The organism is Bradyrhizobium sp. sBnM-33, assembly GCF_032917945.1.
In the GTDB taxonomy this organism is placed as follows: Bacteria; Pseudomonadota; Alphaproteobacteria; order Rhizobiales; family Xanthobacteraceae; genus Bradyrhizobium.
The window spans coordinates 8526999-8540864 of record NZ_CP136624.1 but is presented as its reverse complement, the minus strand read 5'-3'; the positions used below and the strand labels follow the sequence as shown (position 1 = coordinate 8540864).

Annotated in this window: 8 protein-coding genes; 5 read left to right on the top strand and 3 right to left on the bottom strand. The window is 60.6% G+C overall.

Annotated features, from left to right (window positions below; translation table 11 throughout):
* Positions 1-3: 3 nt before the first annotated feature.
* From phnE to RX328_RS40060, 3 genes are read left to right on the top strand one after another with little or no spacing between them, the layout of a single operon-like run.
* The gene (phnE, locus tag RX328_RS40070; RefSeq protein ID WP_213246592.1) at positions 4-810 is read left to right on the top strand and encodes a phosphonate ABC transporter, permease protein PhnE; all 807 of its coding nucleotides are present in this window, start codon (positions 4-6) and stop codon (positions 808-810) included.
* 10 nt (positions 811-820) lie between these two features.
* Entirely contained in the window at positions 821-1834 is a 1014-nt protein-coding gene (locus tag RX328_RS40065; protein WP_213246594.1) for a phosphonate dehydrogenase, read from the top strand.
* Positions 1835-1865: 31 nt separating this feature from the next.
* Positions 1866-2714, top strand: coding sequence for a LysR family transcriptional regulator (locus RX328_RS40060; RefSeq protein ID WP_213246596.1), 849 nt, complete (start codon positions 1866-1868; stop codon positions 2712-2714).
* Between the two features lie 779 nt (positions 2715-3493).
* Here the strand turns inward: RX328_RS40060 and RX328_RS40055 are convergent.
* The 3 genes from RX328_RS40055 to RX328_RS40045 form a co-directional block, all read right to left on the bottom strand.
* Complete coding sequence (locus tag RX328_RS40055) at positions 3494-4495, bottom strand: site-specific integrase (protein ID WP_213246597.1); 1002 nt, start codon at positions 4493-4495, stop codon at positions 3494-3496.
* 346 nt (positions 4496-4841) lie between these two features.
* Positions 4842-8012, bottom strand: coding sequence for an efflux RND transporter permease subunit (locus RX328_RS40050; protein WP_213246598.1), 3171 nt, complete (start codon positions 8010-8012; stop codon positions 4842-4844).
* A gap of 10 nt (positions 8013-8022) precedes the next feature.
* A complete protein-coding gene (locus RX328_RS40045; protein WP_213246599.1) occupies positions 8023-9183 on the bottom strand; it encodes an efflux RND transporter periplasmic adaptor subunit in 1161 nt (386 codons plus the stop codon).
* Between the two features lie 261 nt (positions 9184-9444).
* On the opposite strand from RX328_RS40045, the gene RX328_RS40040 reads away from it, so the two are divergent.
* Both RX328_RS40040 and RX328_RS40035 read left to right on the top strand, forming a co-directional pair.
* A complete protein-coding gene (locus RX328_RS40040) occupies positions 9445-12300 on the top strand; it encodes an ATP-binding protein (protein WP_213246607.1) in 2856 nt (951 codons plus the stop codon).
* Between the two features lie 225 nt (positions 12301-12525).
* Positions 12526-13827, top strand: a complete 1302-nt coding sequence (locus RX328_RS40035) for an epoxide hydrolase family protein (RefSeq protein WP_213246609.1) — start codon at positions 12526-12528, stop codon at positions 13825-13827.
* The last annotated feature ends 39 nt before the right edge of the window (positions 13828-13866 follow it).

Here is a 13866-nt window from a genome sequence, read left to right as displayed (position 1 = left end):
ACAATGAAATCGGTTTCGCACACGTTTGACGCCATTCTCGAAGAACAACGCCGCTCCGCCTTGCGCGGGGCGGGCCTCGTCGGCTTGATCATCGCTGCGTGCGTAGCGGCGCTGGCGGCCACGGGCTTTTTCGACGCGCAGCGATTTCTGGAGAGCGGGCCTGCGATCGGTACGCTAGCCTCTGAAATGGTACCGCCGGATTTCAGCCGCTGGCAACCATGGTTGCGGCCGCTTCTGGACACGCTTGCGATGTCGATCGCCGGGACGGCGCTCGCCGTGGCCTTCTCCTTGCCGCTCGCACTTTTGGCCGCTCCCAATACGAGCCCGCACCCGACCGTTTATCTGGCGGTTCGGACATTCCTCGCCTTCTTGCGTTCGGTGCCGGAGATCATCCTTGGCGTTCTGTTTGTCGCCGCGGTTGGTTTCGGGGCGCTGCCTGGTGTCCTTGCGCTGGCGCTGCATTCGATCGGCATGGTCGGCAAGTTCTATGCCGAGGCAATCGAACATGTCGATCCCAAGCCGCTGGAAGCGGCTCGCGCCGCGGGCGCGACGCCGTTGCAAGTCATCCAGCACGCCGTTCTGCCGCAAGTCCTGCCGCAGCTCACCGATGTCACGATCTACCGGTGGGAGTATCATTTCCGCGCTTCCGCCGTGCTCGGCATCGTTGGCGCAGGGGGAATCGGTTTCGAGCTGATCTCGGCTCTGCGCCTCCTGAACTACGACCAGGTTTCGGCCATCCTGCTTTCGATCCTCGCATGCGTTGTAATCGTCGACAGCGTCGGCGCGTACTTGCGAAAATCGCTCAAGTAACCGTGCCTCGATGACAGAGTTGCCGCTCATCGTTCTGACAAACCGGATCTTCCCCGAGACCCGCGCCGTGTTCGACGGCGTTGCTTGCATCGTTGCAAACGATAGGCCCGAACCATGGAGCTATCACGAGGTGATCGAACGCTGCAGGCAAGCAGCCGGGCTAATGGCATTCATGACCGATTGCGTCGACCGGGCGTTTCTCGAGCAATGCCCGAACCTGAAAGTCATCGGCGCCGCGTTGAAGGGCTATGACAATATCGACGTCGATGCCGCAAGCGAACGCGGCATCCAGGTAACAATCGTGCCGGACCTTCTCACCGAACCGACGGCTGAACTGGCTGTCGGATTGATGATCGCGCTGGGGCGGCATATTGCCGCCGGTGATGCGGGAATTCGCAAATCGGGATTCGCCGGCTGGCGGCCTCAGCTTTACGGAACCGGCATCGGCAACTCGACGGTGGGGATCGTCGGCTTCGGCCGGGTCGGCCAGGCCATTGCGCGCCGGCTTTCCGGATTTGGCTGCCGCATCGTCGCATATGACGCCGAGCCGTTCGAGAGCCCCGGTGTGGAAGCGATGGCGCTCGAGAATGTGTTGAAATCAGCCGACATCGTGGTGCTGGGTCTGCCGCTGACGGAGGCCACCACCGGTTTGATCGATGCAGAAGCGATCGGCCGGATGCGGCGCGGCGCGTTACTCGTCAACCCCGCACGGGGTTCACTCGTCAATGAAGCCGCCGTGGCCGATGCGCTCGATAGCGGTCAGCTCGGAGGATATGCCGCCGATGTTTTCGAATGCGAGGACTGGGCGCGGCCCGACCGGCCAACGTCAATCGACACGAGATTGACCAGGCCGGGTGCCCGAACCGTATTGACGCCGCATATCGGGTCAGCGGTGATGTCGGTGAGGCGAGAGATCGAGTTATCCGCAGCGACCAGCATCATCGAGGCCTTGGCCGGCAAGATGCCTCGCGGGGCCATCAACAGCCCGGCGAGAAAAATCAGAAATCCTGCATTGACGAAATGAAATGCTGAATCTGATCCATGCCCGCTCCTTCGTGACCGTGATCGCGACGCGGGGCGTTCGTGCAGCGGCGCGTGAACTTGATCTGGCGCCATCCACCATCGTGGATCATATCCGCCAATTGGAGGAAGTCTTGGCTGCGCCTCTGTTAGTACGTCAGCGTGGCAGCGCCACGCCGACGGATCAAGGCGCCCGCTTTCTTCCGCTGGCGCGCGCGCTGGTCGAGACGGCCGGCCGCGTGCGCAGCCTGATTCACCTTCCTGCGCTGCGTTTGGCGGCATCGAGCAACGTTGGTACATACTTGCTGCAGCCTCACATCGCAGCCTTTCGGCAAAGTGCCGGCATCCCGGTCGAACAATGGCTTGGATCGAACTCGGATGTAGTCGCCCGGCTGGAACGAGGCGAAGCTGACGTTGCAGCAATGGAATGGTGGGATGAACGACCGGGCTTTACCGCGCGCACCTGGAGGCGGGAGCCGCTCGTCGTCATCGTGGGATCCGGTCATCGTTGGGCCCGACGTGGATCCGTGTCCGTGACTGACTTGCAGACCGAGCCGCTGCTGGGCGGTGAATCCGGCACCGGAACCGGTTATCTCTTGCGCCGGCAACTGGGATCAATCGCGAAATCCCTGACCATCATCGATGGTTTCGGCAGCACCGAGGCTGTCAAGCGCGCGGTCCGCGCCGGCTGCGGTGCCTCGATTGTCATGGAAGCCTCTGTTGCCGACGAAGTTGCTACAGAGCAGCTGGTCGCTCTTCGAATCGAAGGGGTCGAACTCGACAAGGAGATCAAGCTGATCGTGCCAGCGACTTTGCCTCCTACCGCCCCGGCAATGGCAATGTTCGACGCGGCGCGGAGCTGGGAGCGAGGTCTTCCCATTTAGCTGTCGTTAACCGGCCGCTTGCAATCGAAGCTGCGAAAGCTGTCCGTCTTCGCTTTCGCACGCTCAAGCTTCGCAGGGCACGCTCCGGTCTCGCAGTTCTGCGTCCCTGCGCCACGCGTAGCCCGCGAGGGCGAAGCGTGGTGCCCCTGGCCGACAATCGCCTAGTCGCATAACGAGTTGAATTTGCAATAGTTTTAGTCGCCGATTGCTGCGGATACCAACAGGAATACCAACAAGATGACGGACGGCAGTAGCTCGCAAAAATAAATCAGCAAGCGCTCGGCAGCAGGCAGGGCCCATGCCGTTCCGGTCTCCACAATCGCCGACCGGAATCGAACCCGGCTCAGACTCGAAATCTTTGGCGGAGGCAGGCGAGCGCTTACTCAGCAGCTTTCAGTCTTCTTCGAAGTGGAATGATTGAAAATCGTGAGTTTGACTCCCACTCTCTCCGCCACTCTTATGCATAAGCAATTGACAAATCGAGCTAATTTCTTGCGGGCTATTTGCGCCCTAACACTAGGCCAACCATTCATTGTTATCTTCAGTGCTTTTCTTTGAAACCGACCGCGCCTGTGACCGAATGTAAGAGCGGCTGCAATGTCGATCAGGGCTGCCTCCGCGACACCGCCCCGAGTTGCTGATTGACTCATGGGGTTCTGACCTCTTCAAACAATGCAGATCGTTCAGGCTCGTACTGAACTTCACCGGTTCAAATCATGCCTCGTGAACGCAGTTAGGCGCAGGTGATCGGCGCGCATGCGATCCGAGAGCCGCGCTGCTCATTGGGGATTAGCCGCCGTGGTCTTCGGGTTTTCCCGCTTAGTGCCTTGAACGGCCAGTGCAGCTCCGAGGATTGATGGGATCTCGTCTGGTAAGAAGAACTTCTCGCGGGTGATCTTCTTTCCCCGTCCCACGATCCTCCTTCCCAATGCAGGGTTTGTTGACATCCATCCGCGTTCCATGCCCCAGCCAAACACGGCTCTCAGCGCAGCAAAGTCCGTGTCGTTGATGGTTTTGGCCTTGATACCAGCAGCGCTCTTCTCGTCGCCCCATGATTGAACGGTCGCCGGTGTAACGCGGCTCAGATCATCGTGGGTCAGCCATTTCTGGAAACGGAGGACGACGGCCTTCCATCGCTTTGCGTCGCGTGGGCGAACTCCTCTGGCGAGAGCGCCAGTCTGCCAAGCGTCTGCGAGCGCAGTGAGAGATCGACCAGCCTGAGCGGACGGCTTTGCCTCGGTCGGTAAGGGGAAGCGGGTGACGTAAGTGTCTGGCGAGTAATCGCCGTCGGCATTCCTTGCGAGCTTTTTCGCGCCCTCCGTGAGATCGCGAGACAGAGCTTCAATCAGCTTCCACCGGCTCTCATCGTCAGCTACGAGGCCTTCTCTGACCAGCGTGGCGTCGGCCAGTCCTCCAAAGCGTTGCTCCATGGTGGTCGCTCGCCGCTCCGCGTTGCTCTGGGCAATGAGGAGAGGGTTGCCCCGTTTGGCTGCCTCGTTTGCCTCGGCAACTCTGAGCCAACCGTCGACCGTTAGGCCGGGATTATTCTCTAGCCCGTCTGCAAAGGCGCGGTAGACGATGCCGGACAGCGAGGCGATCTGCTTGGCTGCGAGTGGCTTGGGGCCTTCACGCAATGCTTTGAGCTGTCGCTCTACGCTGGCAGACACCTCCGGGCATTTCGCCTTGGCGGCAACGCGATCAGCAGTGCCGAGTGAGATGCTAATGTGCGTCTTGTACCAGCCGCGAGGGCGACGCTCCTTCGGTAGCTTCTGCAAGATCACTCGGACATCCGCTGGGATTGTGCGGCGGTAGTACCAGTTGTCGGAGCCTTTTCTTTTTGTTGGGCAGGCCATTCTTAGAACCATAGATGCATCACCCCCGTGTATCAGGAGCGGCGCAAAAAGCTGCCTTCCAATAGGCTATTGATCGTTCAGGGGAAAAGATGGTGCTGCCAGACAGGATGGAACTGTCCTACACGTGAACGTTGTTTCATAACATTCGATGGATCGCCAGCATGTACATCGGGAACGTGCTGCTTTTGCTCAATCTCCCGCTGATCGGGCTATGGATCCAGCTGCTGAAACTGCTCTACAACATTCTCTTTCCTTTGCTTGCTGACGGTGGTGCTCATTCAGCATTGAGAGAGGCTCGCGTCAGCGATGGCTCGATCACTGCACGCGCGGCGGACCACTTGCGCAACGCTACATAAAACACTGGAGTCAGGAACAGACCGAACAGGGTGACGCCCAGCATGCCAGCCAGAACCGTGACGCCGATCGCCGCACGAACCTCGTGACCGGCTCCATGACCGAGCAGCAGCGGCACGCAGCCGGCGATAAATGCAACCGACGTCATCACGATGGGGCGCAGCCGCAAATGGCAGGCTTCTAGCGCCGCTTCGACGATGCCTTTGCCCTGAATTTCGAGCTCGCGAGCGAACTCGACGATGAGGATGGCGTTCTTGCACGCGAGCCCCATGAGCACGACCAATCCGACCTGCACAAAGATGTTGTTGTCGCCGCCCGTGAGCCAGACGCCGAACAGTGCCGAGAATATGCACATCGGCACGATGAGGATCACCGCCAGGGGCAGCGTCCAGCTCTCGTACAACGCGGCGAGGACCAGGAAGACAAGGATCACCGCGAGCAGGAAGACAACGGGCGCCGCATTGCTCTGGGTCACCTGCTGATAGCTCAGATCCGTCCACTCCATCTCGATGCCACGGGGCAATACGCGCTTTGCGATCTCTGTGATCTTGGTAATGACCTCCGCCGACGAAAGCACTCGGGGATCGGAATCACCGATGACGTCTGCCGCCGGGAAGCCGTTGTAGCGGACCACCGGATCGGGGCCGAAAGTCGGCACAACGGTCACCATCGAACTGATCGGCACCATATCACCGCGCGCGTTACGCGTGCGTAGATTTCCGATGTCTTCCGCCTGCTGGCGAAATGATGCGTCCGCCTGGGCCAAGACCCTGTATACCCGGCCGAACTTGTTGAAGTCGTTGATGTAGCTCGAGCCAAGATAGACCTGCAACGTTTCGAACAGGTCGGATAGCGCCACGCCCTGTGCCTTGGCTTTCACACGATCGATCTTGACCTCGAGCTGAGGAATGTTGGCCTGATAGGAACTGACGGGATGGGTCATGCCCGGCGTTCGTGCGATCTCGGCCATGAACACGTTCAAAGCGTCCTGCAGGGCGCCATGACCTAAGCCCGCTCGATCCTTGAGGTACAACGAATAGCCCGATCCGTTCCCAAGCCCTTGAATGGGTGGCGGAAGCAGCGCGTACGAGAACCCGTCCTTGATGCCAGCAAACTTGGCGTTGAGTTCGGCGGTGATCTCCGCCGCGCTGCGGTTACGCTCGCCGTACGGCTTGAGGAGGATATAGGCGGTCGTGATGTTCGGCGTATTCACGAACTGCAACGCGTTGAACCCAGCATAGGCATTGACAAAGTCCACGCCCTCGACGGTGCGGGCGATTTCGTCCATCTTTCGGGTGACCGCTTCCGTCCGGGCAAGAGATGCCCCCTCAGGCAGCTTTGCACCCGAGAACAGGTAGAGCTTGTCCTGGGCAGGGATAAAGCCGCCAGGCACCGACTGGAACAGCACAGCCGTGATCGCCAGGAGACCCGCATAAACCGCAAGCGCAACACCGCGTCGGCCGAGCGACTTGCGCACCAGTCCTTGATAGCCTCCTGCACTTACCTGAAAGAGGCGGTTGAACGGGCGGAACAGCCAGCCGAATGCCGCCTCGATAACCCGCGCCAGCCGGTCATTTGGCGCTCCGTGCCGCTGCAGCAGCTTCGCGGCCAGGGCCGGCGACAAGGTCAGCGAGTTGATCGCAGATATCACCGTGGAGATTGCGATCGTCACCGCGAACTGCTTGTAGAACTGACCGGTGACGCCCGAGAGGAACGCCATCGGCACGAAAGCAGCGCAGAGCACCAGCGCAATGGCGATAATCGGGCCGGAAACCTCACGCATGGCCTGGTGGGCGGCTTCATACGGGCTAAGCCCCCGCCCGATGTGGTGTTCGACGTTCTCGACCACGACGATTGCGTCGTCAACGACGATGCCGATGGCGAGCACAAGCCCGAACAAGGTCAGGGTGTTGATGGAGAAACCCAGCAGATACAGGAAAGCAAAGGTGCCAACCACGGACACCGGCACGGCAATCAGCGGGATAACCGAAGCTCGCCAGGTTTGCAGGAAGAGGATGACGACGAGAATGACGAGGAACACCGCCTCTAGAAGCGTGTTCAGCACTGCACGAATTGACTCGCGCACGAAGACGGTCGGATCCCAGACCACCTTGTAGGTAATGCCCGGGGGAAAGCTTTCCGACAGCTTGCTCAACCGGCCGTAAACCGCATCGGCAACGCCGAGCGCGTTGGCGCCGGGCGACAGAAAGACGCCGGCGGTTGCTGCGGTCTTGTTGCCCTCGAAAACCCGCATCGTGTAGTCACCGGCTCCAAGTTCGAGTCGTGCGACGTCGGCAAGGCGAACCACCTGGCCGTCCTCGCCGCTCTTGAGCACAATGGCGCCAAACTCGTCCTCGGTGGCGAGTCGGCCACGCACGTTGATCGAGACCAGAAAGTCCGTGGTTTTGGGAGACGGTTCCGCGCCGAGCTGCCCGGCGGATACCTGCACGTTCTGCTCACGTATCGCCTTGAGCACGTCGTTGGCAGTCAAATTGCGTGACGACAGCTTATTGGGATCGAGCCAGACGCGCATGGCGTAGTCGCCGGCGCCGTACAGTCCGACATGGCCGATGCCGTTGAGACGCGACAATTCATCCTTGACGTTCAGTGTCAGGTAATTGCGCAGATAAAGCGTATCGTAACGGCCATCTGACGAATAAAGGCTCACATACAGCAAAGGCGTGGGAGACTGCTTTTGAGTCGTTACCCCATACTGACGCACCTGCTCCGGCAGTCGGCTGAGCGCCTGACTTACCCGGTTCTGTACGCGAACGGCCGCGGTGTCGGGGTCGACGCCAGGCTGGAACGTCACGACGATCTGCAAGCTACCATCGGAACCGGCAACCGACTTCATGTACATGATGCCTTCAACGCCGTTGATCGCCTCCTCGAGCGGCGTCGCCACCGACTCGGCCGTTTCCTTCGGATTGGCGCCCGGATAGGTCGCACGCACCACCACACTGGGCGGAACAACTTCAGGATACTCACCAACCGGCAGCAGGGGAATCGAGATGAGGCCTGCCAGGAAAATGACGATCGACAAGACAATTGCGAAGATCGGGCGTTCAATGAAGAACTTCGAGATATTCATTGTCGTCTCCTCAGTTTGCTGCGGCCAGCATTTTGGCTTCGGATGGCTTCACCGGAGCACCAGAGCTGTAGATTCTCTGCAATCCACCGACGATGACCTTGTCGCCCGGCATCAGGCCGGCCTCGATCAACCGGAGACCATCGCTCTTGCGGCCGGGTTGAACGTCCCTTCGTTGTGCCGTGTTGTCGGCAGCAAGGACGTAAACATACTTGCGGTCCTGATCGGTCAGCACGGCCTTGTCGTCGATCAGGACAGCCTCACTTTCGTGGCCGGAGGAGACCTTCACGCGCGCATACAAGCCCGGCGTGAATATTCGATCGGGGTTGCGCAGCTTTGCCCGCATGCGAATGCTTCCGGTCGCCGGATCCACCTGGTTGTCCTGAAAATCGACCATTCCCTTGTGCGCGAATCCTTCATCGCCCGCCAGCGCGACACGCACCGCAAGCGTGTTACCAGGGCTCCGGCGCGACTCGGCGCTGTAGCGAAGATAGCTTTGCTCGTCCGGATCGAAATCGACGTAGACCGGGTCCTGCGAGACCATTGAAGTCAACAAGCTCTGATCCGCCACAGCAAGGTTGCCGACGGTTAGCAGCGCGCGGCCGGCCCGACCGTCGATCGGAGCACGAACCTGTGTGAACTTAAGATTAAGCTCCGCGAGCTCGACTGCAGCTTCTGCGTTAAGCACGTCGGCCTCGCTTTGCGCGTAGGATGCGTGGCGCGCGTCAGCTTCATCCTGGGACACGGCACTGGACGGCAGGAGTCTTCGCGCGCGTTCGTCGCGGCTCTTCGCCAGCAGTGCCGTTGCTCTGGCGCGCTGCAGCTGTGCCGTCGCGCTGTTCAACGCCGCTTCGTACGGTCGTGGGTCGATGGCGAACAGAAGATCGCCACGGCGAACCTCATCTCCTTCCTTATAGGCCACGTGCGTCACATATCCGCTGACCCGGGAGCGAATCTCGACCGATCCAACAGCGCTGATCCGTCCGTTGAATTCATCCCACCGCTGCACGCGCTTGAGCAGCACCGGAGCAACGTCGACCTGAACAGGAGGGGTACCGCCCATAGCCGCGGCCTCTCCGTTGCCGGTCAGTTCCCCTGTTGCCGCAAGAAGGCCGAGCGGTACGCCGACGGTTGCGAGGATAGCTGCCGCTACCAGTAACGTTCTGGTCTTCATCGATGATGTCTCCCGGTTGATGGCGCTTGTTGCGGTGCTCGTGTGCACGGTTCGGATGAAGCCTGGATATCTCCAGCACGACACGAACGCCCGTTATGCGTCGTAAGAAGTTGTTAGACGCTGCCAGCGCCGCCCACCTTCCGGGCGGTGTTGGAGGGTCTGGGACCGAGGGGAAGCAGATTCACCACTCTCTTGGTGGTGTGGAGGTGACTCTTGAAATAAAGTGCCGCCCGGAAACCCGCGAGATGGAAAGTAGACCCCATGGCGACGGTACCGGATCAGGCCAGCGATAGGTTGTCGTTTGGCCCCTTCAATTTAGTGGCGAGCGAAAGGCTTCTCACGAAACACGGCGTCCCGGTCGATCTGGGTGCGAGAGCGCTCGACATGCTGATCGCGCTGATTTCCAGGCCGAATGAAATCATCAGCAAGAAGGAACTGATGTCATGGGTTTGGCCGGACGTCACCGTCGAAGAGGGTAGCTTGCGGTTTCATATGGCGAGCCTGCGCAAGGCGCTCGGCGACGGAACGGACGGCGCGCGATATATCACCACCGTCGCAGGGCGGGGCTATTGCTTCGTCGCGCCTGTCTCGCGTGGAAGCAGCGCGCCCGAGGTGGCGCCCGCCGCCGCCAACTTTCCGTACGCCAATCTTCCCGGTCGCCTGAGCCGAATCGTCGGCCGAGATGATGATGTCCTGAAGCTGTCAGCCGACCTGACCGCTTCGCGATTTGTCACCATCGTCGGCGCTGGTGGCGTCGGCAAGACGACGGTCGCGATCGCTGTTGCACATCACCTGGTGGACGCCTTCGCAGGTTCTGTCCTCTTCGTCGATCTCGGGATGCTGAACGATCCGAAGCTTGCAGCGACGGCCGTCGCCTCCATGCTGGGACAGTCGATCCAGTCGGACGATGTAACGCCCGGTCTCATTGCATTTCTGAGGAGCCGACGGATTCTTTTGATTCTCGATACCTGCGAACATTTGGTGGAAACGGTTGCTCCGCTGGCTGCAAGGATCATAGAGGCTGCGCCGCAAGTGCACATCCTGGCTACGAGCCGCGAGGCCCTACGGATCGAGGGCGAGCACGTTTACCGGCTGGATGCGCTTGCGTGTCCCCCGGACGCCCCGGGGGGGCTTACGGCGGCGGCTGTCCAGCAGTTTCCGGCATGTCAGCTGTTCGTAGAGCGCGCGATTGCGAGCGGCGCGCGCCTGGATCTCAGCGATGCGGAAGCTCCCCTTATCGCAGACATCTGCCGGAAGCTTGACGGTGTGACGCTTGCGATCGAGCTCGCGGCCAGACGCGTTGAATCCCACGGGTTGCAGCAGACCGCCACGCTTTTGGATCAACGTCTGGCACGGCTGTGGCACGGGTCGCGCACGGCACCGCCGCGCCAGAAGACATTGCAGGCCACGCTTGACTGGAGCTACGGGCTCCTGTCCGAGCAGGAACGGGTGGTGCTTCGCCGGCTCGCCGTTTTCGTTGGACATTTCACGCTCGACGCGGCGCTGGACGTCGCTACCAGCGCGCCCCTCGATCGATCGATTGTGTTTGGCGCGATCGACAGCCTCGTCGCCAAGTCGATGGTCGCCACCCGCCCGATCGGGGCGATGATGCGTTACCGTTTGCTCGACACCACCCGCGCTTACGCCCTCGACATCAGCTTAGACCCCACCGACGCAGCCGATCTGGCCGTGCGTCATGCGACCTATTATCGGCGCTGGCTGGAGCAGACCGGAAACGAATGGGAGACACTGACGACCGGCACGGAACGGGCACCTTTCTTTGCCGGTCTCAACAATGTCCGCGCGGCTTTGGAGTGGTGCCTTGGCGAAAACGGCAACGTATCAATCGGTATTGAGCTAGCAGCCGCCGCTGCGCCGGTCTTCTTGGCGATGTCGTTGTTGATCGAATGCCAGCGCTGGTCGGAGCGCGGCCTCCTCGCTCTCGATGATTCACGCAGGGGCGGCCGCGAAGAAATGCAGCTTACGGCCGGTTTTGGAATTTCGCTGATGTTCACGCGCGGCAACAGCGATCGGGTCCACGCGGCTCTAAACAGAAGCCTTGAGATTGCCCAACAATGCAGCGACGCCTTCCATACGGCCGCAATGCTGGGTATGCTGCAGTTATTCCACCTGCGCGGCAGCGATTATCGTCTCGCCTTGCGGTGCGCCGAGCACTGCTCCATCATCGCCAGCAAACTTGATGACGTCACGCTGACTACACTGGCACATTCGCTATTGGGGATTTCGCGCCATCTCGCGGGCGATCTCAATGGCGCGCGGGCGGAATTGGAGGCAGCACTTGAACGTGAAGCAAGCGCGGCAGCGGGCCGTGCAGCCTATTTTGGGTTTGATCATCTCAGTTTGGCCGGAGCGTCACTGGCCACGACCCTTTGGTTGCAGGGCTATTCGGAGCAGGCATCGGCAAAAGCGCTTAAAGCGGTCAATGACGCCGAGCGCATGAACCATCCGATATCGCTCGTCATTGCGCTGACTGCAATCACTGTACTGCTGTGGACCGACGAGCTTGACGCCGCCGAGCAGCACTTGGACTGGTTTGTTTCCCGCGCGGAAACGCAATACTTCGGGCCTTATGTCGATGTGGGGCGCGGCCTCCAAGCCGAGCTCGCTATCCGCCGCGGCGATGTCGAGGCCGGGGTCAAAACGTTAAGAGATTGCTTGGAGAAACTCCACGCGGCGCATTACGAGCGCTTCACCGCGCGATTCGGCATTATGCTCGCTCGCGGATACGCCGCCACGGGTCGATTCATGGAAGGCGTCACCCTAATCGACGAAACGATACAATTGGTTGAAGCGAAGGGTGGCATCCCTTACACCCCCGAGCTCTTGCGCCTCAAAGGAAGCATCCTACTGAAGATGCCGAAGCCTCGGACCAAAGAGGCCGAGACTTGCTTCAAGCAATCGCTCGAACTGAGCCGCAATCACGGCTCTCACGTGTGGGAGCTGCGAACCGCCACTGACCTTGCAGCGTTGTGGGCCGACCAAGGGCGTGTCAAGGATGCGCGCGGGCTCCTGCTTCCGATCGTCAGAAAATTTACCGAAGGCGTGAACTCGCCGGACCTCAAAGCCGCCCAGCGCCTATTGACGACTTTAGGTTAGCGCATCCGACGGACGTACCGCCCACGTCCTGATTTTCGCTGACTTATCAGCCGTCTCCATCTTCCGGTGAATTCGCCGCGGCGGTTCCGACCTGCCGCTCGAGTACCGCCCAGACGGTGGCAGCGCTGGCAGCGTCTAACAACGTCTCACAACGCATAACGGGCGTTTCCTGCGTCTTGGACGTAGTTCTTGGGCAACACCACCGCCGAGCTGACGGAGCGCCCGATGAACACCAGCAAGACCATCGAAGCAATCGACCACAACCGTCGCCAGCTTTTGAGCATGGCTGCGATGGGCATCACCGTAGCGGGTGCCGCAAGCCTCTTCCCGTCACAGCTCGCCGCCGCTCTTGCCGCGGACGCCATCCGGCCGTTCCGCGTCCACGTATCGGAAGGGCAGCTCGCCGATTTGCGCCGGCGTATCGCTGCCACCCGCTGGCCGGATCAGGAAACTGTCAATGACGGGTCGCAGGGCCCACAGCTCGCAAAATTCCAGGAGGTGATCCGCTACTGGGGCACGGACTACGACTGGCGCAAGGTGGAAGCGCGACTGAATGCGCTTCCCATGTTCCTGACCGAAATTGACGGCGTCGACATTCACTTTATTCATGTCCGCTCAAAGCATGAAAATGCGTTACCGCTGATCGTCACGCACGGTTGGCCGGGCTCGATCATCGAACAGCTGAAGATCATCGATCCTCTCACCAATCCCACGGCGCATGGCGGAAACGCATTGGACGCCTTCCATCTCGTGATTCCATCGATGCCCGGTTACGGCTTTTCCGGCCGGCCAAAGGATAAGGGCTGGAATCCCGATCGCATCGCTCGCGCCTGGGCGGAATTGATGAAGCGTCTTGGCTACTCCCGCTACGTCGCCCAGGGCGGCGACTGGGGTTCACCCGTCTCGAGCTCGATGGCCCGCCAAGCGGTTCCCGGATTGCTCGGCATCCATATCAACCTCCCGGCGACGGTACCCTCCGACGTGGTCACGGTGCTCGCCACCGGCGGTCCCGCGCCTGCGGGGCTCTCTGACAAGGAACGCGCAGCATTCGACTCGCTCAACACGTTCTTCAAGAAGTACCGTGCCTATGGCGTGGTGATGGGCACGCGGCCGCAGACAATCGGCTACGCCCTGGCCGACTCTCCGATTGGGCTTGCGGCCTGGATCTTTGACTATAACAACGGCGAGCCCGCGCGCAGGCTTCACCGAGATGATGTTCTAGACGACATCACGCTGTACTGGCTGACCAATACAGCGACATCGGCAGCGCGCATCTACTGGGAAACCGCCGGCCAAAGTGTCGTTCTCGCGACCGCCCAGAAGACCAGCGAGATATCGCTCCCGGTCGCCATCACCGTGTTTCCGGAAGAGGTCTATCGCGCCCCGGAGACGTGGGCTCGTCGCGCCTATCGCAACCTCATTTACTTCAACGAGGTCGACAAAGGCGGCCACTTCGCTGCGTGGGAGCAGCCTGAGCTCTTCTCCCAGGAGATCCGCGCAGCGTTCCGGCCGCTCCGACAACCCTGACCGAAACCGGTTCTCACACACACACACACACATCGAAAC

Excerpts from the sequence above, each read along its gene's own strand:
- RX328_RS40065 (WP_213246594.1), top strand. The coding sequence starts at position 821 with ATGACAGAGTTGCCGCTCATCGTTCTGACAAACCGGATCTTCCCCGAG.
- RX328_RS40040 (WP_213246607.1), top strand. The coding sequence starts at position 9,445 with ATGGCGACGGTACCGGATCAGGCCAGCGATAGGTTGTCGTTTGGCCCC.
- RX328_RS40050 (WP_213246598.1), bottom strand. The coding sequence starts at position 8,012 with ATGAATATCTCGAAGTTCTTCATTGAACGCCCGATCTTCGCAATTGTC.
- RX328_RS40035 (WP_213246609.1), top strand. The coding sequence starts at position 12,526 with ATGAACACCAGCAAGACCATCGAAGCAATCGACCACAACCGTCGCCAG.
- phnE (WP_213246592.1), top strand. The coding sequence starts at position 4 with ATGAAATCGGTTTCGCACACGTTTGACGCCATTCTCGAAGAACAACGC.
- RX328_RS40045 (WP_213246599.1), bottom strand. The coding sequence starts at position 9,183 with ATGAAGACCAGAACGTTACTGGTAGCGGCAGCTATCCTCGCAACCGTC.